The sequence below is a fragment of the Mycobacterium sp. Panama NTM2 genome (genome assembly GCF_054355555.1).
In genome coordinates, this window is the sequence record NZ_CM135953.1 from 716,078 (window position 1) to 734,228 (window position 18,151).

An 18,151-nucleotide genomic window follows, 5' to 3' on the forward strand; every position below is an offset into this window, starting at 1 on the left:
GGAGTCTCGACCATGCAGGTCGCGATCGTGCTCTATCCCGGGTTCACTGCGCTGGACTTCATCGGACCCTATGAATGCCTGCGATGGCTGCCCGACACCGAGGTCCGCTTCGTCTGGCATGAGCCCGGGCCCATCGCCGCGGATTCGCAGGTGCTGCTCGTCGGGGCCACCCACAGCTTCGACGAGACCCCGGCGCCGGACATCGTGCTGATCCCCGGCGGCATGACCACACTCGAGCACGCACGCGACAAGAAGGTGCTCGAGTGGGTGCGCCGCGCCCACGAGACGTCGACGTGGACGGCGTCGGTGTGCTCGGGGTCGGTGATCCTGGCCGCCGCCGGCCTGCTCACGGGGAAGCGGGCGACATCGCACTGGGCGGCCCTGCCGGTGCTGCGGACGTTCGGGGTGACGCCGGTCGGCGACGAGCGGATCGTGGCCGCCGACGAGCGCATCGTCACCTGCGCCGGCGTCTCGGCGGGCATCGACCTGGGCTTGTGGCTGACCGGCCGCATCGGCGGCGAGGCCAAGGCCAAGGTCATCCAGCTGTCGATGGAGTACGACCCGCAACCGCCGTTCGACTCCGGGCACATGTCGAAGGCGTCCGCGTCGACCAAGGCCGCCGCCACCGCGCTGATGAGCCGCGACCTGGCCAAACCCGCGTCGCTCGCGGCGGCCGGCGGCCTGATGTGGGATGCCGCCCTCGCGCGAATCCGGCGCGCCAATCGACACTGAGCGTCGGTCAGCGCGCCGAAATCGCGGCCCGAACAGTCGCGATCACCTTCTCCGGATACTCGACGATGTCGAGCCACGTGAAGCGAAGGACCTGCCAGTTCATCAACACGATGTCGTTCTGACGGCTGCGATCACGGTGGAATTCCGCTGTGCCGCTGTGGAAGGCGAAGCCGTCGACCTCGATCGCCACCTTGGCTCGAACGAACGCGATGTCGACCCGGTAGTTGCCGATGCGGTAGTTGGCTTTCCACCCGGTGATCCGGGCACCACGGAGCAGCCCGTGAATACGGCGTTCCGCCTCGGACCGGGCTCCATCGGATGCGGCGTGCAGGAGCATCCGTGCCCGGGGTGCACCCGTTCGTCCCTTGTTCCGCAGATGCGCCTGCCACAGGCTGTGTACATCGACACGTAGCTGCAGCGCGTTGTCCATCAGCTTGGCGCCGTCGCGACGTCGCGCAGCGGCTTCCACGACGGTCAGCGGCAGGGCGGTCACCCGTACGCCCCGCAGCTCGACCACGTCGGGCGGCATCAAGTCACGTCGTCGCACGCGTGTCCCATCGTGCCGTCGACCGTGGCTGTCACGCGGCACCGTCACCTCGAGCCTCTCCGGTACGAACTGTGTCAATCCATGCCACCAGGCTGCGGTCAGTCCGCTGGCAGCCGAGCGGGCACCGTAACCCCAGACGGCCGCGCGGACCCGGGCTGCGTCGGTGAACGGACGGTCATCGACGAAGTACACGCCCCGTCCGGTTCTGCGCCAGCGGCCCGATTGCACGCGATGGCGCACTGCCCGTCCGCTAAGACCGGCCGATCGCGCCTGGTCGAGGGTGATCACGCCGTCCTGGTCGCGCAGATAATCGCTGAGCACGTCAGGTGGGACGCACACGACGCGCGAACGGTTCCACTCCCGGCGAATCCGGCGCGCAAACCGACGCCGCATGTCGGTTGGCGCGCCCGATTCGTACGATTGCGGGGTGAATTTGGCCTACGACGATCGCGGTACCGGCGATCCGGTGCTCTTCATCGCGGGTCGTGGGGGCGCAGGTCGCACCTGGCATCTGCATCAGGTGCCGGTCTTCGCCCGCGCGGGCTACCGATGTGTGACGTTCGACAACCGCGGGGTGGGCGCCACGGAGAACGCCGACGGGTTCACGACCGAGACGATGGTCGGCGATGTCGTCGACATCATCGAGAAGCTGGGCCTGGCCCCGGTGCGCATCGTCGCGCTGTCGATGGGCTCCTACATCGCCCAGGAGCTGATGGTCGCGCGTCCCGACCTCGTGCGCTCGGCGGTGCTGATGGCCACCCGCGGCCGCCACGACCGCGCCCGGGATTTCTTCTGGCGCGGCGAGGAGGCGCTGGCCGCATCGGGGATCGAGCTCCCTGTCGAGTTCGAAGCCAAAGTGCGCCTGCTGGAAAGCTTTTCGCCGAAGACGCTGAACGACGACAACGCGGTGCGCGACTGGATCGACATGTTCACGATGTGGCCGCAGAAGCCGACCCCGGGGATGCGCACTCAGCTGTCGATCGCGCCGCAGAGCAGCCGGCTGGCCGCCTACCAGAACGTGCAGACCCCGGCGCTGGTGATCGGGTTCGCCGACGACGTCGTGCTGCCCGCCTACCTCGGCCGCGAGGTGGCCAACGCGATGCCGAACGCGACGTTCCTGGAGATCCCCGGCACCGGACACCTCGGCTTCATCGAGAAGCCGCAGGTGGTCAACACCGCGATCCTCAATTTCTTCGCCGATACCCTGTAGTGGTGAACCCCTCGACCGCGCAGGCTCGGGTGGTCGTCGACGAGCTCGTCCGCGGCGGCGTCCGCGACGTCGTCCTGTGCCCGGGCTCGCGCAACGCTCCGCTCGCCTTCGCCCTGCACGACGCCGACCGTGCCGGCCGCCTGCGGCTGCACGTCCGCATCGACGAGCGCACCGCCGGCTTCCTGGCCATCGGCCTGGCTGTCGCGCAGGGCGCCCCGGTGTGCGTGGCGATGACGTCGGGCACCGCGGTGGCCAACCTCGGGCCTGCCGTCGTGGAGGCCAACTACGCCCGCGTCCCGCTGATCGTGCTCAGCGCGAACCGGCCCTACGAGCTGCTCGGCACCGGCGCCAACCAGACCTTCGAACAGCTCGGCTACTTCGGCACCCAGATGCGGGCCAACATCAGCCTCGGTCTGGCCGAGGACGTGCCGGAGAAGATGGCCTCCCTCAACGCCCAGTGGCGGTCGGCGACGTGCCGGGTGCTGGTCGCCGCGACGGGCGCGCGGTCGGCCAACGCGGGGCCCGTCCAGTTCGACATCCCGCTGCGCGAACCGCTGGTGCCCCCCGTGGACGAACCCGGCGAGCCCTACGCTCCCGAAGGCCGTCCCGGCGGGCGGCCGTGGACGATCACCCCGCCCGTCACGTTCGACCAGCCGCTGGACATCGACATCACCCCGGACACCGTGGTGATCGCCGGCCACGGCGCCGGCGGGCATCCGAACCTCGCGCATCTGCCCACGGTCGCCGAGCCGACCGCTCCGTATGCCGCCAACCCGTTGCATCCGTTGGCGCTGAACCTCATTCGTCCCCAGCAGGTGATCATGCTGGGCCGGCCGACGTTGCACCGTCCGGTGTCGGCGCTGCTGGCCGACCCGTCGATTCCGGTGTACGCGTTGACCACCGGGCCGCGGTGGCCGGACGTGTCGGGTAACTCGCAGGCGACGGGCACGCGCGCGGTCACCTCAGGTGAGCCGAGCCAGGAGTGGCGCGACCGGTGCGCGCAGGCCCACCGGCAGGCCTGCGAGGCGGTGCGCGGTCAGCTCGCCGCCCACCCGCTGACCACGGGGCTCCATGTCGCCGAAGCCGTCGCCGACGCGGTGCGGCCGGGCGACCAATTGGTCCTCGGCGCAAGCAATCCGGTGCGCGACATCGCGTTGGTCGGCTTCAACACCCCCGACGTCACGGTCCGCTCCAATCGGGGCGTCGCCGGGATCGACGGCACCGTGTCGACGGCCATCGGGGCGGCCCTGGCCCATGAACGCGCGACGGGCGGGCGCACCGTCGCGCTGATCGGTGACCTCACGTTCGTGCACGACAGCTCGGGCCTGCTCGTCGGGCCGACCGAGCCGATACCGACTGCGCTGACGATCGTGGTGTCGAATGACAACGGCGGCGGCATCTTCGAGCTGCTCGAGCAGGGTGATCCGCGCTTCGCCGACGTGTCCTCGCGCATCTTCGGCACCCCGCACGACGTCGACGTGGGCGCGTTGTGTCGCGCGTACCACGTGGAGAACCGGCAAATCGAGGCCGCCGATCTCGCGGCCTCCCTCGACGAACCGCACGACGGTATCCGGGTGTTCGAGGTCAAAGCCGACCGGTCGTCGCTGCGGTCGCTGCACGCGTCGATCAAGGCTGCCCTGTGACGGCACTGCTCGCGCGCCTGAAGGCGTTGTGGCAGTTCATCATTCCTCATCTGTACGGCGAGCCGGGGGAGACGCGCCGGGGCCGGGTGCTGCGCAGGATTCGGATCGGCATCGTGGTGGTGGCGTGCCTGGTGACGCTGCAGTCGGTGCTTCTGGTGGTGGGCGCGTGGCGTGACGACCGCCAGATCGAGCGGCACATGGGTGTCGCCGAAGCGACTGTCCTGGATGCCGGACCGCGGCGGTCGACGATCGAATTCGTCACGCCCGACAGGGTGACCTACCGACCGGAACTGGGGGTGTTGTACCCGTCCGAGTTGGAGAACGGCATGCAGATCTACGTCGAATACGACACCAACAACCCGGATCTGGTACGGGTACGGGACCGCGATGCATCGTTGGCGATCATCCCGGCGGGTTCCATCGCGGTCCTGGCATGGCTGGTCGCCGGTGCCGCGTTGGGCGTCACCGCGGCGGTGCAGCGCCGCCTGGAAAACCAGGACGCACCGACTCAGGGCGCGACGAGCTGATCGAGCCAGTCGGCGTCGGAGATGTCGACCTTCCCCCCGGAGTCCAGGTCGACGACGGTCGGAGTGCCGGTGTCGACCGGATCCGCGGTGTAGAGCAACTCGAAATTGGCCTGCTCCAGTTCGTCGACGTCGACCACCTCCTTGGCCTGGGAGATGGTGTCGGCGACGGGTTCGGGCAGCCCTGCACTGCGTGCGATGGTGCGCAGCTCGTCGCCGGTGAACGCCGGGCCGCCCGGATCCTGCTGTGCCCACAGCTCTTCGACGAAGTGCTGGAACTGCACACCTGACGTGGTCGAGTCGCCTGCGGGTTCCGCGGCGGCGAACATGGCGTTGACCACGGCCGCCGAGTAGCCCTGCCCCTCCTCGTCGAGGAACGTGAGGGGGCGGTAGGTGACCTGAACCCCGCCCACCGCCAGGTAGTACGCGATCTGGTCGCCGAACTGCTGCTGAAGCTCATGGCAGTGAGTGCACTGCGGCTCGGTGAAGATCTCGATGTGCGCCGGCGCGTCGTCGAATCCGGCGACGACGCCGTAGCCGTCGGCCGACAGAGCCAACGGGGCGGTGACGGGATCGGGACGGGCGGTGCCGGCGATCTCTTCGGCGCAGCCGGCCGTTGAGAACAGCAGCCCGACCACGATCAGGAGCCGCGCCGTCCGCGTCGTCTGCATGTCGGGAAGAATAACGCCGCACCACGGGCAATTCGTGCGACATATCCCTGCTCGCAACCTCCGGGACAGGTCGTCCTGTCACCGTCGGGACGTGCGCGTCGCAATCGTCGCAGAGTCGTTCCTCCCGAATGTCAACGGCGTCACCAACTCGGTGCTTCGGGTGATGGAGCATCTCCGTCGCACCGGCCATGAGGTCCTGGTCATCGCCCCGGACACCCCGCGGGGCGAGCCGGCGGCCGACCGCGTTCACGACGGCGTGCGCATCCACCGCGTGCCGTCCATGATGTTCCCGAAGGTGACCTCGCTACCGCTGGGTGTGCCGCGACCGCGGATGGTCGGTGTGCTGCGCGGCTTCGATCCCGACGTGGTGCACCTGGCGTCCCCTGCGCTGCTCGGCTGGGGTGGCGTCCACGCGGCCCGGCACCTCGGTGTTCCCTCGGTCGCGGTGTTCCAGACCGATGTTGCCGGCTTCGCGCAGAGCTACGGCATCGGCGTGATGTCGCATGCTGCGTGGGCGTGGACCCGCCGGTTGCACAGCAAGGCCGACCGCACCCTCGCACCGTCCACTGCGGCCATGGACGATCTTGTCGCGCACGGCATTCCGCGGGTACACCGGTGGGCGCGCGGCGTGGACATCACCGGATTCGCCCCGTCGGCGCGCGACGAGCAGCTGCACCGGGTGTGGTCCCCGGACGGAAAACCCGTCGTCGGCTTCGTCGGCCGGCTCGCCCCGGAGAAGCATGTGGAACGGCTCGCCCCGCTGGCCGAACGCGACGACATCCAGGTCGTCATCGTCGGTGACGGCGTGGACCGCGCCAAACTCGAGGCTCAGCTGCCGAAAGCAGTGTTCACCGGCGCGCTCTACGGCGCCGAGCTCGCCGCGGCCTACGCCAGTATGGACGTCTTCGTCCACCCCGGCGAGCACGAGACGTTCTGCCAGGCCGTTCAGGAGGCGATGGCGTCAGGGGTGCCGGTGATCGCCCCGGACGCGGGCGGCCCGCGCGATCTGGTGGCCCCGTACCGCACCGGGCTGTTGCTGCCGGTGCCAGAGTTCACCGACCGGCTCTCGGAGTCGGTGGACCATCTCGTCGCCGAGCGGCGGCGGTATGCGGTCGCGGCGCGACGCAGTGTGCTGGGTCGTACCTGGCCGGTGATCTGCGACGAGCTGCTCGGACACTACGACGAGGTTGCTGGTCGGCGCGGGGCCCGGGCCGCGTGACCCGGTGGCTCCGACGCGCTGGTTCGACTGAGCGGGGTTAATCCGCCTGCCGGGCGGGTACAGCACTCGCCACGGCTCCGCTGCTGCTCCGATGGCGACACAGCGTTGTGCCGGTGTCGCGGCGGAGAGTGAGGATCCATGATCGGTGCCCTGTATGACGCTGCGCTCAGCGGGCAGCGATGTTGGATCCGCAGCGCCGACTACCAAACCAGGGTTCTGCACGTCGACCGGTGGCTGGCCGAATGCGACGACGACCCCTTCGATGCTGCGCTGGCCGCCCGCGCCGAGGGGCCGACGATCGATCTGGCGTGCGGCCCGGGACGCTTCGCCGCCTGGCTGAGCCGCCGCGGCATCCCCGCGATCGGCATCGATCAGTCGGCGGTCGCGGTACGCCTGGCCGAGCAGCGGGGCGCGCGGGCGCTGCGTGGCGACGTCTTCGACACGGTGCCGCGGGAGGGCTGGTGGCAGACGGTGCTGCTGGCCGACGGCAACATCGGTATCGGCGGCCACCCGCAGCGCATGTTCAACCGGTGCCGCGCCCTACTGCGCGAGGGCGGCCACTGCGTCATCGAGTTCGACCCTGCGGTGACCGGGACGGTGACGACGATGGTGCGGTTGGAGACCGACGGCGAGGTCGGCCCGTGGTTCACGTGGGCCTCCGTCGGCCTCGATGCCGTCGAGGAACTCGGTCAGCGAGTGTCGTTGCGGCTCAAGGACGTCGAGATCATCGGCGGGCGCGGCATGGCCGAACTGGCTGCCATCTGAGCCGGTCCGATCCGATCCGGTCGGTTGCGCATTTGTTGCACATTGGCAACTGTTTTCGCTATGACGGAGGGTGCAGACGCAGTTCGCTCGCGTAGAGGAGGCCCTTCGATGGCAGGAGCGTCGTTTCCCGACGCCGTGAGCAGGCCGATGGTGGCCGTGGCCGACAGGGCACTGCGCTGCCGTCCGCTCATGCGCGCACCGATCGCCCTCTACCGGGCGGGTCTCGGATCACTCTTCGGAGCGCGGTTGCTCGTGCTCGAGCACACCGGCCGTCGAACCGGGCTGCCGCGCTACGTCGCGCTCGAGGTCGTCGATCATCCGGACCCGAACGTGTACGTGGTCGCATCCGGCTTCGGAGAGAAGGCGCAGTGGTTCCGCAACGTGATGGCCCACCCCGATGTCAGGGTCTGGACGGGCGGTCGCCGGGGCGTTCCGGCGTCGGCGCGACGGATGGCAACCGCCGAGGCCGACGCCACGTTGCGGCGCTACATCGCAGCACACCCCCGCGCCTGGGACGCGATGAGTGCGGTCCTCGACCGCAGCATCGACGGGCAAGTGGCACCGCCCGACACGAAGTTGCCGATGGTGGAGCTGAGGATCACATGAGCCGTCGACTCTGCGCGGGCGTGGTGCTCGCCCTGTGCTGTGCGGGGTGCTCCGGAACGTCGCCGTCCGAGTCGGAGACCGTGACCCACAGCGCCCCGCCGGCGGCGGTATCGGTGGCGCAACTGGTGGTGGACCGTCTCCAGAGTGAGGACCACGTGGTGCTGCATCCGGTGGACACCACCCGTTCGGACTGCCCGCAGGCAGGCTGCGCTCAGGCCGTCACCACCGACAGGTTCACGATCATGTCCTTCCCAGGCACGGGTGTCGCGCAGAGGTATGCCGCAGACCGGGGCCTGCGCCAGGTCGCGAGCATCGTGGTCGCGTTCGCCCCGACGGTGCCCGAGAACGAACGCGATCAGCTCTGGGCGGAGATCACCCACACCGTGGACTGACCGCCCGCGGTCTAGCCCTGCGCCTCGACAGCCACCGGCTGCCACTCTTCCCACGTCGCGAGACGCTTCTCGTAGTCGGCCTTGGCCAGCTGCAGGGGCAGCTCGCCGAAGAACACCCGCAACGGCGGCTCGGGAGCGTCGACGACCTTGAGGATCGCCCGCGCCGAGGCCGTCGGATCTCCCGGCTTCGAGCTGCGCGACTTGCGCGATTCGGCCGCTTTGGCGTGGATGTCGGCGTAGTCGGGAAGTTCTTCGGCGTGCTTGGCCGAGGGGCCGGCCCAGTCGGTGGAGAAGCCGCCGGGCTCGACCAGCGTGACGTGGACGCCGAAGTCGGCGATCTCCTGCGCCAGCGCCTGGCTGAAGCCCTCGAGCGCCCACTTGGAGGCGTGGTAGATGCCGACGTTCGGGAAGGCGGTGATGCCGCCGATCGACGAGACCTGGATGATGTGCCCGCTGCGTTGGGCCCGCAGATACGGCAGCGCGGCCTGGGTGATCCACAGGGCGCCGAACACGTTCGTCTCGATCTGGTCGCGGGCCTCGGACTCGGAGAGCTCCTCGATGAAGCCGAACTGTCCGTAGCCGGCGTTGTTGACGACGATGTCGAGCCGACCGAAGTGCTCGTGGGCCTGTGCGACGGCCGCGAAGTCGGCGTCACGGTCGGTGACGTCGAGGCGGATCGGCAGCAGCGCGTCGCCGTGCTTGGTCTTGAGGTCGTCGAGGGTGGACAGGTCGCGGGCGGTGGCGGCGACCTTGTCGCCGCGCTCGAGGGCCGCGATCGTCCATTCGCGTCCGAAGCCGCGCGAAGCACCGGTGATGAACCACACTTTTTCACTCATGAGCGGTTCAATGCCCGTGGCGCTGGCATCCATTCCCGAATCGCGTCGGTGATACGTTCGCGGGTGTGAACCGTGCGTCGCTGGAGAAGGACCCACACGAGGTCGCGTCGATGTTCGACGGCGTGGCGCGGCGCTATGACCTGACCAACACGGTGCTCTCCGGTGGGCAGGATCGGTTCTGGCGGCGGGCCACTCGTGAGGCGCTTGGGATCGGGCCGGGTGATCGGGTGCTGGATCTCGCGGCGGGGACGGCGGTGTCGACGGTCGAGCTGGCCGCATCGGGTGCATGGTGCGTGGCGGCGGACTTCTCGGTGGGCATGCTGTCGGCGGGGGCGGGCCGGCCGGTGCCCAAGGTCGCCGGGGATGCGACGAAGTTGCCGTTCGCCGACGGTGTGTTCGATGCGGTGACGATCAGCTTCGGTCTGCGCAACGTGGTGGACCACGTCGCGGGGCTGCGGGAGATGGCGCGGGTGACGCGTCCCGGCGGCCGGCTGGTGGTGTGTGAGTTCTCGACGCCGACGAACGGTCTGTTCGCGACGACGTACAAGGAGTATCTGATGAAGGCGCTGCCGCGGATCGCCCGCGCGGTGTCGTCGAACCCCGACGCGTACGTCTATCTCGCGGAGTCCATTCGCGCGTGGCCCGATCAGGCGGAGCTGGCCCGTCGCATCCAGGCGGCCGGCTGGACGGACGTGGCGTGGCGCAACCTGACGGGTGGCATCGTGGCGCTGCACGCCGCCACCAGACCGTAACGTCGTCCCGCGAGCGCGCGCGTCTGCACGCAGACACGCCGCTATTTCTGTACTTTTGCGCGCGCTCGCCACCCGCGAACGTAGCGTCATGCTCATGCCGTACGGACGTCATGCCGATCCCGACGCCACCCTGGGCTCCGACCCGCGTTCCGATCCCCGCATGGTCACCGCGCTCGCGGCCTTCGGTCTCGACGGCCGGTTCCCGCTCTCCGGCCTCGGCGCGCACTCACCCCTGGACCAGCGGCTCGCCTACGCGACGATGGCCGAGAACGCCATCGGCTCGGTCTTCGCTGCCCTGGCTGCAGACATGGCCCAACCCGCGGGCGTCACCACTTCCACGACGACCATCACCGGGGTCGACGGGAACTCGATCTCGCTGTTCGTCAGCCGGCCGACCGACGAGGCGGGGCCGCTCCCGGCGCTGCTGCACCTGCACGGTGGAGGTATGGCGATCGCCAGCGCCGCCGACCTGCCGTACATCCGGCTGCGGGAACACCTCGCCGCCACCGGCCTCGTGGTCGTCGGCGTCGAGTTCCGCAATTCGGGCGGCGCGCTCGGCCCCCATCCGTACCCCGCCGGCCTCGACGACTGCGCCGCGGCCGCCCGGTGGGTCTTCGAGCAGCGCGCCGAGCTCGGGGTCAGCCACGTCGTCGTCAACGGAGAGTCCGGCGGTGGAAACCTGACACTGACGTTGGCGCACAAGGCGAAACGGGATGGCTGGATCGGCGAGATCGCGGGCTTCTATGCACAGTGCCCGTTCATCTCCAACAGGTGGCAGGACGTCTGCGAGGACCTGCCCTCGTTGGAGGAGAACGACGAATACTTCATCAGCCGTGAGCAATTGGCGATTCTCGGTTCGCTCTACGATCCCGACGGGAGCCACGCCGACGACCCCGCATGCTGGGCGTCGGCAGCCACCGAAGCTGATTTGTCCGGTCTGCCACCGCATGTGGTCTCGGTCAACGAGCTCGACCCGCTGCGCGACGAGGGGCTGCAGTACTACCGTCAGCTCGTGCGGGCGGGGGTGCCGACGGTCGGTCGCCTCGTCGCCGGTACCTGTCATGGTGGCGATCTGCTGCTGGCGCACGCGATGCCGGACGTGTTCGCCGCGAGCATCAGAGACGTCAGCGGCTTCGCCCACTCCCTGTCCTGACCTTCGGCGAGCGCGCGTGTCTGCACATCGACACGCCGTGGCACGCGTACATCGGGCGCGCTTTCGGCGCCGACGAGCGCGCTACTGCGTCCACAGACGCGCCGATTCCTCGCTCACACGCTCGTCGTGGATCTGCTGGAAGTTCCGCCCGCCCCGCGCGAAGGTGGCGACAACTGCAGCAGGGCAACGACTCTCGTCGAAACCGCAACCCCACTGACATGGCCGCACGTGCACGAGGTCGACATCGAGGCCGTCGGCATCGAAGAAGTACGGCCCGCGCAACCGCCCCAGCCGGTACAGGCCGTCCTCGTCGCGTGTCCACACGAACGCTCCGTCGGCCACCGCGGCGAACCGCTCGACCTGGCGCTGCGGCACGTCGACACACCCGAATCCACACAGCCCCAGGCGCAGCGCACGCTCCACCGCCAGCAGATGATCGATGCCGTCGTCGCGCGAGCGCATCGGCGCCCGGTACACGGACGTCACGCTCGTGGCCCGCGAGCGCGCGCACAGCGCCGCGACACACCGCGCGGGGATGTGCAGACGCGCGCGCTCGCCAAACCAACGCTCACGTGAACGGGCGGCGGGCGTCCACCCGCTCCGACAGCCGGCCCGCGCCCCGCCAGAGCCGCGCCACGGTGTCCGCGTCGTCATCGGTGACGAAGTTGCCCATCACGCGCACCGCCACCGTCATCAGCGCCGACGACCGCATCGCCAGCGGCCCCGTCGCCGGCAGAAACCGGGGGAACGTCAGCAGCAGCGCCAACCGCCGCGCGATCGAGAACCCGCGGGCATAGTGCCCGTCCAGAACCGCCGGCCACGCCCGCGAATAGTCGCCGGTGCCCAGCATGGAAGCCGCCAGCCGGCCGGTCTCCAGGCCGTAGTCGATGCCCTCCCCGTTGAGCGGATTCACGCACGCCGCGGCATCGCCGATCAGCATCCAGTTCGGGCCGGCCACCCCGGACACCGCGCCACCCATCGGCAACAAGGCCGAGCGCGCGGCCCGCACGTCGGAGTCGAAGCCCCATTCGGATCGCCGCAGCGCGACGTAATGATTCAGTAATGGCCGTAGTGCGGCATCGGCCGGGCGCTTGGACGTCGCGAGCGCGCCGACGCCGATGTTCACCTCGCCGGTACCCAGTGGGAAGATCCAGCCGTAGCCGGGCAGTACCTCACCGCTCGGCGAGCGCAGTTCCAGATGCGAGGTGATCCACTCCTCGTCATGGCGCGGCGTGGCGATGTAGGCGCGGATGGCGGTGCCGTACACGGTGTCCCTGTGCCATTGCCGGCCGAGGACGCGCCCCACGCCCGAGCGGACCCCGTCGGCGACGATCAGGTCGCGGCACCCCACCACCTCGCCGTTGTCCAGCACCACCGCCGACACTCGGCCATCCGAACAACGTTGCACATCAACGGCTTTCACGCCGAGCTTCATCTTCGCCCCGTCGTCGGCGGCCACCTGCCGAATCCGGTCGTCGAGTTCGAGGCGCGGCACCGCGCTGCTGATCGGCGGGAACGACCGGCCCGGCCAGCGGACCTCGACGTCGGCGCCGAAGCCGGACATCCGCAGTCCGTGGTGGGTGACCCGACCGGTCAACCACCCGTCGAGCCCCAACCGCCGAATTTCGGCCACCGCCCGAGGGGTCAGGCCGTCACCGCATGCCTTGTCGCGGGGGAACGTCGCAGAGTCGATGGCCAGCACCTCGTGCCCTGCGCGGGCGGCCCACGCCGCAGCCGCCGAACCGGCCGGACCGGCCCCGACGACCACCACATCAGCGCTCGTGTGCATGGCTCCCAGTATGTTGGCTGTGTGAGGACACCGGCGAACGTGGTGGCGGGAGTGGACTTCGGCGATGCCGAGTTCGCCCAGGACGTCCGTGACGGAGTGGCCCGGATCGAGGCGCTGATGTCGGAGGAACTCGGCCGCGCCGACGAGCTGATGGCCGAGGCGGTGACGCACCTGTTCCAGGCCGGCGGCAAGCGGTTCCGCCCGCTGTTCACGGTGCTGTCCGCTCAGCTGGGTCCCGAGCCCGACTCCTGGCAGGTCACCGTCGCCGGCGCCGTCATCGAGCTGGTGCACCTGGCCACGCTGTACCACGACGACGTGATGGACGAGGCGCAGGTGCGCCGTGGCGCTGAGAGTGCCAACGCCCGGTGGAGCAACAACATCGCGATCCTCGCCGGGGATTACCTGTTCGCGACGGCGTCCCGGCTGGTCAGCAGGCTCGGGCCCGACGCTGTCCGCGTCATCGCCGATACGTTCGCGCTGCTGGTCACCGGCCAGATGCGGGAGACTCGCGGCGCGGCCGAGCACGTCGACGAGGTCGAGCACTACCTCAAGGTGGTGTACGAGAAGACGGCCTGCCTGATCGCCGCGTCGGGTCGGTTCGGGGCGACGTTCTCCGGTGCCGACGAGGAGCAGATCGAACGGCTGGCCCGCCTCGGCGGCATCGTCGGCACGGCCTTCCAGATCTCCGACGACATCATCGACATCGACAGTGATCCCGACGAGTCGGGCAAGGTGCCCGGGACTGATCTGCGGGAGGGCGTGCACACGTTGCCGGTGCTCTACGCGTTGCGCGAGACCGGCCCGGACGCCGAACGGCTGCGTGACCTGCTGGCCCGCCCCCTCGAGGACGACGACGACGTGGCGGAGGCGCTGCGGCTGCTGCGCGCCTCGCAGGGCATCGCGAAGGCCAAGGAGACCGTCGCCGAGTACGCGCGCCGGGCCGAGGCGGAGATGGCCGCGTTGCCTGACGGCCCCGGGCGTCAGGCGCTGGCCACTCTGGTCGATTACACGATCCACCGGCACGGCTGAAGCGCCCCGGAACCTGCGCGACCTGTCCGGGCGTTGGAGGGACGTATGAGTTCGTCAGGTCAGATGAGGAGGACCGGTCGATGACGTGGCATCCGCACGCCAACAGGGCGAAGACGTTCCTGTTGCTGGTGCTGTTCTCGGGATTGATCGTGGCCGTGGGCGCGATGTTCGGCCGCAACATCATGTTCCTGGCAGTGCTGTTCGCGATCGGCATGAACGCCTACGTCTACTTCAACAGCGACAAGTTGGCGCTGCGGGCGATGCACGCGCAGCCGGTCACGGAGATGCAGGCGCCGGTGATGTACCGGATCGTGCGGGAGTTGGCGACCACCGCGCGTCAGCCGATGCCGCGGCTCTACATCAGCGACACCGCCGCCCCGAACGCGTTCGCGACGGGCCGCAATCCGCGTAACGCCGCGGTGTGCTGCACGACGGGCATCCTCGGCATGCTCAATGAGCGGGAACTGCGGGCGGTGCTCGGTCACGAACTGTCCCACGTCTACAACCGCGACATCCTGATCAGCTGTGTGGCGGGCGCGATGGCGTCGGTGATCACCGCGTTGGCCAACCTCGCCTTCTTCGCGAGCATGTTCGGCGGTAACCGGGAGGGCGGCACCAATCCCTTTGCCATTCTTTTGGTTTCGCTGCTGGGCCCGATCGCTGCGACGGTGATCCGGTTGGCGGTGTCGCGTTCGCGTGAGTACCAGGCCGACCAGTCGGGTGCCGAGCTGACGGGCGATCCGCTGGCCCTGGCGAGCGCGCTGCGCAAGATCAGCGCCGGTGTGGAACGCGCCCCGCTGCCGCCCGAGCCGCAGCTGGCCGATCAGGCGCACCTGATGATCGCCAACCCGTTCCGGTCGGGCGAGAAGATCGGCAAGCTGTTCGCCACCCACCCGCCGATCGCGGACCGCATCGCGCGGCTGGAGGCGATGGCCGGCCGGGGGCCGGGTCACTACTGACGGCCCCGTCAGACTTTACCTCTGACGATGCGCCGCCCACGGCCGGGCACTTAAGGTGTGCGCGTGCTCACCCGAATCCTCGTCGGTGTCACGGCCGCGGCGGCGTTGGCCGCACCGGCCGTCGCCTCGGCTGACCCGTCCCCGCTGAACGTCAACGCGCTGCCGCCGGTCAATCCGCAGCCCTTCGCGTCCCCGGACGGCGCGTGGTACTCGTTCGCCGCGCCGATGGGTGTGACGTGTGTGATGGACCGCCAGACGGGCAGTTACGGGTGCAACGGCGCCCTGCCGGGAGCCCCCGGCGGAGCCAACGTGGTGACGGGCTGGGCGGGCGGCCCGCCGGGGTTCGCGAATGCGGCCGGCCCGATGTACGGCGCGACCGCAGACCCGCTGCCGCTGCCGCCGAACACCCGGATGAGCTTTCGCACCGTCAGCTGTGGCACCGACGGCGTCATCACCTCGTGCGTGAACACCGTCGACCAGTCGGGCTTCGTCATCAGCCCCACCGGCACCTACGCGTACTGAGCGCTAACACTGCCTGCGCCTGCGGCGACATCTAGGCTGTGACGGTGTCGAGCACAGTTTTCCTTGCGGCGGCGTGCCTGGCCGCGGCCGGTGTCCTCAACGCATCAGGTGTGGCTGCGGCGCAGCCGCCCACTCCGCCGCCGCCTCCACCGGCGCCCAACGTGAACGCGTGGGCGCCCGCGAACCCGCAGAACTACGCCGTCTTCGACGGTGCGGCGTACGCGTTCAGCTCCAACGGTCTGACCTGCATGCTCCAGCGCTCGGGCGGTTACGGGTGCAACGGCGTGCTGCCCGGCGCCCCCGAGGGCGCCAACCTGATCAGCGGTGCGGCGGGCGGGGTGCCCGGGTTCTCGGTGGCGCCCGCGCCGATCTACGGCGGGCCCGTCAAGGCGCTGCCGGCCAACTCGCGGCTGAGCTTCGGTGATGTCAGCTGCGGCAGCGACGGCACCCTCACCTCATGCGTGGACAGCCGCAATCAGGCGGGCTTCGTGGTCAGCCCGACAGCGTCGTGGGTCGTCAACGAGGTCAACCCGTTGCTGGCCCGGCCCGAAGGCACCAACCCCTACTTCAACTAGAAGCCCGAGCCGTGCACCTCGTGGCCCGGCTTCTCCAACATCAACCCGCGGTAGGCGTCCTCGACGGTCGCGCCGTGGTTGACCACCCCGTCCACTTCGCGGGCGATCGGCATCGAGATGTCCAACTCCTCGGCGAACGACATGATCACGCTCGACGCCTTCACCCCTTCGGCGACCTGGTTCATCGACGCGATGATCTCGTCGATCGGCTTGCCCGCACCCAGCTGCTCGCCGACGTGGCGGTTGCGGCTGCGCTGGCTGGTGCACGTCACGATCAGATCGCCCATGCCGGCGAGCCCGGCGAAGGTGTCGCGGTGCCCGCCGATCGCCTCGCCCATCTTCGACATCTCACGCACCGCGCGCGCCATCACCATCGCGCGCGTGTTCTCGCCGATTCCCAGCGAGTACCCCATGCCGACGGCGATCGCGTAGACGTTCTTGAGCGCACCCGCCATCTCGACGCCCACCACGTCGTCGGTGGTGTACGTGCGAAAACGCTTGGTGCGGAACAGGTTCGCCAGCTGAGCGGCCAGGTGTTGATCGGGCATCGCGAGTACCGCGGCGGCGGCATAACCTTCGGCGACCTCACGAGCGATGTTGGGGCCGGCCAGGATTCCCGCCGGATGTCCCGGTAGCACCTCGTCGACGACCTGGCTCATCCGGTAGTTGGTGCCCTGTTCGAGGCCCTTGACCAGTGACACCACGGGCACCCACGGGCGGAGTGAGGCGGCCAATTCGGTGAGAACGCCGCGGAATCCATGCGAGGGCACACCCATGACGATGACGTCGGCGCACTCGGCGGCTTCGACGAAGTCGGTGGTCGCCTTCAGGTCGTGCGCCAACTCGACTTCGTTACCGAGGTACTTGGTGTTGCGGTGGTGGTTGTTGATGTCGTCGGCGGTCTCCTGCGAGCGCACCCACTGCAGCGTCGGGCCGCGCCGCGCGCAGATCGAGGCCACGGTGGTGCCCCAGGATCCGCCCCCGAGGACGACGACTTTGGGTTCGCGCTGTGCAGGTGCCATGGGAGATCACCCTAGGGGCGGGGGCTGACCGGCGAGGCGGATTTGGTGGCGATCGGTGCGCGGAGGGTGCCGGCCGCGTGGGCATAATGGATGCGACGTTGCTGAGGGGGTCTTGTGTCGGTCACGGTGTCGACAGTCGAAGCGTCTGACCCGCAGGGCGTGACCGCGGCAGCGGGTCGCCTCGGCCGTGACATCGTCGAGCTGGACGCGGTCGCCTCCGAACAGAGGCAGGCGCTGGCGCGCGTCGAGGCGGCCTGGCAGGCGGCCGGTGGTGACGCCGCTGTGGCGTCGGCCGAGCAGAACCTGGCGGTGCAGCTGGAGCTGCGGGGCCGGCTGGAATCCGTTCGAGCCGCGTTGACGGCGGGCGGCGCGCACCTCGACGCGATCCGGGTCGGGCTGCTGGAGCTCGTGTCGGCGCTGCGCGGCATGGGGTGGACGGTCACCGACGACGGGGTCGCCGTCGCACCGTTGTTCCCGCCGGTGTTGGAGCGCTTCGAGCCCGGCTTCACCGCGGTGATCCAGCGGCTGCTGGGCTTGTTCGATCAGATCGACACCGGCACTGCCGAGGCTGTCAGCAGGGCCGTCGAGTCCTGACCCGCCGAGCGTGCAGGTTGTGTACGCGAAACAGGCGTCAGGCGTGCACAACCTCCACGTTCGTGGTCAGCGGTAGTTGACGAACTGCAGCGCAACCTCGAGGTCGGCGCCACGGAGCAGGGCCTGGACGGCCTGCAGGTCGTCACGTTTCTTGGAGCTGACGCGGATCTCGTCGCCCTGGATCTGGGCCTTGACGCCCTTGGGGCCCTCGTCGCGGATCAGCTTGGTGATCTTCTTGGCGTTCTCGCTGTCGATGCCCTGCTTGATGCTGCCGATGACCTTGTAGGTCTTGCCGGAGGGCTGCGGGTCGCCCGCGTCGAACGCCTTCATCGAGATGTCGCGCCGGATGAGCTTCTCCTTGAAGACGTCGACGGCGGCCTTGACGCGCTCCTCGGTGGAAGAGACGAGGATGATGCCGTCCTCGCCCTGCCACTCGATGCTGGTGTCGGTACCGCGGAAGTCGAAGCGGGTGGAGAGCTCCTTGGCCGCCTGGTTGAGCGCGTTGTCGACCTCCTGGCGGTCGGCCTTGCTGACGATGTCGAACGATGAATCCGCCACTGGACCCGTCCCTCCCTCGTGATCGGTACTTGGTTCCATCTTGGCCGTAGGCC

22 protein-coding genes are annotated in these 18,151 nt (G+C 69.3%); 15 read left to right on the plus strand and 7 right to left on the minus strand.

Annotated elements, in window-relative coordinates; genetic code table 11:
• Window positions 1–12: 12 nt before the first annotated feature.
• Entirely contained in the window at window positions 13–732 is a 720-nt protein-coding gene (locus ACXYX3_RS03565; protein WP_458610172.1) for a DJ-1/PfpI family protein, read from the plus strand.
• Between the two features lie 7 nt (window positions 733–739).
• On the opposite strand, the gene ACXYX3_RS03570 is transcribed toward ACXYX3_RS03565, so the two are convergent.
• Entirely contained in the window at window positions 740–1,600 is an 861-nt protein-coding gene (locus ACXYX3_RS03570; RefSeq protein WP_458611968.1) for a type IV toxin-antitoxin system AbiEi family antitoxin domain-containing protein, read from the minus strand.
• A gap of 106 nt (window positions 1,601–1,706) precedes the next feature.
• On the opposite strand from ACXYX3_RS03570, the gene ACXYX3_RS03575 reads away from it, so the two are divergent.
• The 3 genes from ACXYX3_RS03575 to ACXYX3_RS03585 are packed head-to-tail and all read left to right on the plus strand — an operon-like array spanning window position 1,707 to window position 4,659.
• On the plus strand, window positions 1,707–2,489 hold the full coding sequence (locus ACXYX3_RS03575) for an alpha/beta fold hydrolase (RefSeq protein WP_458610173.1): 783 nt from the start codon (window positions 1,707–1,709) through the stop codon (window positions 2,487–2,489).
• A gap of 2 nt (window positions 2,490–2,491) precedes the next feature.
• Window positions 2,492–4,132, plus strand: coding sequence for a 2-succinyl-5-enolpyruvyl-6-hydroxy-3-cyclohexene-1-carboxylic-acid synthase (menD, locus tag ACXYX3_RS03580; RefSeq protein ID WP_458610174.1), 1,641 nt, complete (start codon window positions 2,492–2,494; stop codon window positions 4,130–4,132).
• Window positions 4,129–4,659: a DUF3592 domain-containing protein gene (locus tag ACXYX3_RS03585; RefSeq protein ID WP_241205233.1), complete on the plus strand. Its 531-nt coding sequence runs from the start codon at window positions 4,129–4,131 to the stop codon at window positions 4,657–4,659. The genes menD and ACXYX3_RS03585 overlap by 4 nt, the downstream gene beginning before the upstream one ends.
• On the opposite strand, the gene ACXYX3_RS03590 is transcribed toward ACXYX3_RS03585, so the two are convergent.
• Window positions 4,641–5,327 carry a DsbA family protein gene (locus tag ACXYX3_RS03590; protein ID WP_458610175.1) on the minus strand — a complete coding sequence of 229 codons (687 nt, stop codon included), beginning with the start codon at window positions 5,325–5,327 and terminating at the stop codon, window positions 4,641–4,643. The genes ACXYX3_RS03585 and ACXYX3_RS03590 overlap by 19 nt on opposite strands.
• A gap of 91 nt (window positions 5,328–5,418) precedes the next feature.
• Between ACXYX3_RS03590 and ACXYX3_RS03595 the strand changes: the two genes are divergently transcribed.
• From ACXYX3_RS03595 to ACXYX3_RS03610, 4 genes are all read left to right on the plus strand, one after another.
• Window positions 5,419–6,546: a glycosyltransferase family 4 protein gene (locus ACXYX3_RS03595; protein WP_458610176.1), complete on the plus strand. Its 1,128-nt coding sequence runs from the start codon at window positions 5,419–5,421 to the stop codon at window positions 6,544–6,546.
• 138 nt (window positions 6,547–6,684) lie between these two features.
• Window positions 6,685–7,311, plus strand: a complete 627-nt coding sequence (locus tag ACXYX3_RS03600; RefSeq protein WP_458610177.1) for a methyltransferase domain-containing protein — start codon at window positions 6,685–6,687, stop codon at window positions 7,309–7,311.
• A 108-nt stretch (window positions 7,312–7,419) separates the two neighbouring features.
• Window positions 7,420–7,917 (plus strand): nitroreductase family deazaflavin-dependent oxidoreductase, encoded by a 498-nt coding sequence (locus ACXYX3_RS03605; protein WP_458610178.1) that lies wholly within the window; start codon window positions 7,420–7,422, stop codon window positions 7,915–7,917.
• Window positions 7,914–8,309, plus strand: coding sequence for a hypothetical protein (locus ACXYX3_RS03610; RefSeq protein WP_241205238.1), 396 nt, complete (start codon window positions 7,914–7,916; stop codon window positions 8,307–8,309). The genes ACXYX3_RS03605 and ACXYX3_RS03610 overlap by 4 nt, the downstream gene beginning before the upstream one ends.
• Window positions 8,310–8,320: 11 nt before the next feature.
• Here the strand turns inward: ACXYX3_RS03610 and ACXYX3_RS03615 are convergent, their stop codons facing one another.
• A complete protein-coding gene (locus ACXYX3_RS03615) occupies window positions 8,321–9,145 on the minus strand; it encodes an SDR family oxidoreductase (protein WP_241205239.1) in 825 nt (274 codons plus the stop codon).
• Between the two features lie 65 nt (window positions 9,146–9,210).
• Between ACXYX3_RS03615 and ACXYX3_RS03620 the strand changes: the two genes are divergently transcribed.
• Complete coding sequence (locus tag ACXYX3_RS03620; RefSeq protein WP_241205240.1) at window positions 9,211–9,897, plus strand: demethylmenaquinone methyltransferase; 687 nt, start codon at window positions 9,211–9,213, stop codon at window positions 9,895–9,897.
• A 94-nt stretch (window positions 9,898–9,991) separates the two neighbouring features.
• Window positions 9,992–11,050 (plus strand): alpha/beta hydrolase fold domain-containing protein, encoded by a 1,059-nt coding sequence (locus tag ACXYX3_RS03625; RefSeq protein ID WP_458610179.1) that lies wholly within the window; start codon window positions 9,992–9,994, stop codon window positions 11,048–11,050.
• Window positions 11,051–11,131: 81 nt separating this feature from the next.
• On the opposite strand, the gene ACXYX3_RS03630 is transcribed toward ACXYX3_RS03625, so the two are convergent.
• Window positions 11,132–11,536 carry a GAF domain-containing protein gene (locus tag ACXYX3_RS03630; RefSeq protein ID WP_458610180.1) on the minus strand — a complete coding sequence of 135 codons (405 nt, stop codon included), beginning with the start codon at window positions 11,534–11,536 and terminating at the stop codon, window positions 11,132–11,134.
• 82 nt (window positions 11,537–11,618) lie between these two features.
• The gene (gene menJ / locus ACXYX3_RS03635; RefSeq protein ID WP_458610181.1) at window positions 11,619–12,839 is read right to left on the minus strand and encodes a menaquinone reductase; all 1,221 of its coding nucleotides are present in this window, start codon (window positions 12,837–12,839) and stop codon (window positions 11,619–11,621) included.
• A gap of 21 nt (window positions 12,840–12,860) precedes the next feature.
• On the opposite strand from menJ, the gene grcC1 reads away from it, so the two are divergent.
• From grcC1 to ACXYX3_RS03655, 4 genes are all read left to right on the plus strand, one after another.
• A complete protein-coding gene (gene grcC1, locus ACXYX3_RS03640) occupies window positions 12,861–13,868 on the plus strand; it encodes a nonaprenyl/(2E,6E)-farnesyl/geranylgeranyl diphosphat synthase (RefSeq protein WP_458610182.1) in 1,008 nt (335 codons plus the stop codon).
• 80 nt (window positions 13,869–13,948) lie between these two features.
• The gene (gene htpX, locus ACXYX3_RS03645) at window positions 13,949–14,827 is read left to right on the plus strand and encodes a zinc metalloprotease HtpX (protein ID WP_458610183.1); all 879 of its coding nucleotides are present in this window, start codon (window positions 13,949–13,951) and stop codon (window positions 14,825–14,827) included.
• 63 nt (window positions 14,828–14,890) lie between these two features.
• Window positions 14,891–15,349: a hypothetical protein gene (locus ACXYX3_RS03650; protein ID WP_241205246.1), complete on the plus strand. Its 459-nt coding sequence runs from the start codon at window positions 14,891–14,893 to the stop codon at window positions 15,347–15,349.
• A gap of 44 nt (window positions 15,350–15,393) precedes the next feature.
• Entirely contained in the window at window positions 15,394–15,924 is a 531-nt protein-coding gene (locus ACXYX3_RS03655) for a hypothetical protein (protein ID WP_458610184.1), read from the plus strand.
• On the opposite strand, the gene ACXYX3_RS03660 is transcribed toward ACXYX3_RS03655, so the two are convergent.
• Entirely contained in the window at window positions 15,921–16,946 is a 1,026-nt protein-coding gene (locus ACXYX3_RS03660) for an NAD(P)H-dependent glycerol-3-phosphate dehydrogenase (protein ID WP_241205248.1), read from the minus strand. The two genes, ACXYX3_RS03655 and ACXYX3_RS03660, sit on opposite strands and share 4 nt — an antisense overlap.
• Window positions 16,947–17,060: 114 nt before the next feature.
• Here ACXYX3_RS03660 and ACXYX3_RS03665 point away from each other — a divergent pair, with 114 nt between their 5' ends.
• Window positions 17,061–17,540, plus strand: coding sequence for a WXG100 family type VII secretion target (locus ACXYX3_RS03665; protein WP_458610185.1), 480 nt, complete (start codon window positions 17,061–17,063; stop codon window positions 17,538–17,540).
• Between the two features lie 66 nt (window positions 17,541–17,606).
• On the opposite strand, the gene ACXYX3_RS03670 is transcribed toward ACXYX3_RS03665, so the two are convergent.
• On the minus strand, window positions 17,607–18,098 hold the full coding sequence (locus tag ACXYX3_RS03670) for a YajQ family cyclic di-GMP-binding protein (protein WP_458610186.1): 492 nt from the start codon (window positions 18,096–18,098) through the stop codon (window positions 17,607–17,609).
• Window positions 18,099–18,151: the final 53 nt, after the last annotated feature.

Coding starts and splice junctions, on each gene's coding strand:
- ACXYX3_RS03565 (WP_458610172.1), top strand. CDS start 13: ATGCAGGTCGCGATCGTGCTCTATCCCGGGTTCACTGCGCTGGACTTC.
- ACXYX3_RS03590 (WP_458610175.1), bottom strand. CDS start 5,327: ATGCAGACGACGCGGACGGCGCGGCTCCTGATCGTGGTCGGGCTGCTG.
- ACXYX3_RS03600 (WP_458610177.1), top strand. CDS start 6,685: ATGATCGGTGCCCTGTATGACGCTGCGCTCAGCGGGCAGCGATGTTGG.
- ACXYX3_RS03605 (WP_458610178.1), top strand. CDS start 7,420: ATGGCAGGAGCGTCGTTTCCCGACGCCGTGAGCAGGCCGATGGTGGCC.
- ACXYX3_RS03610 (WP_241205238.1), top strand. CDS start 7,914: ATGAGCCGTCGACTCTGCGCGGGCGTGGTGCTCGCCCTGTGCTGTGCG.
- ACXYX3_RS03615 (WP_241205239.1), bottom strand. CDS start 9,145: ATGAGTGAAAAAGTGTGGTTCATCACCGGTGCTTCGCGCGGCTTCGGA.
- ACXYX3_RS03625 (WP_458610179.1), top strand. CDS start 9,992: ATGCCGTACGGACGTCATGCCGATCCCGACGCCACCCTGGGCTCCGAC.
- menJ (WP_458610181.1), bottom strand. CDS start 12,839: ATGCACACGAGCGCTGATGTGGTGGTCGTCGGGGCCGGTCCGGCCGGT.
- htpX (WP_458610183.1), top strand. CDS start 13,949: ATGACGTGGCATCCGCACGCCAACAGGGCGAAGACGTTCCTGTTGCTG.
- ACXYX3_RS03660 (WP_241205248.1), bottom strand. CDS start 16,946: ATGGCACCTGCACAGCGCGAACCCAAAGTCGTCGTCCTCGGGGGCGGA.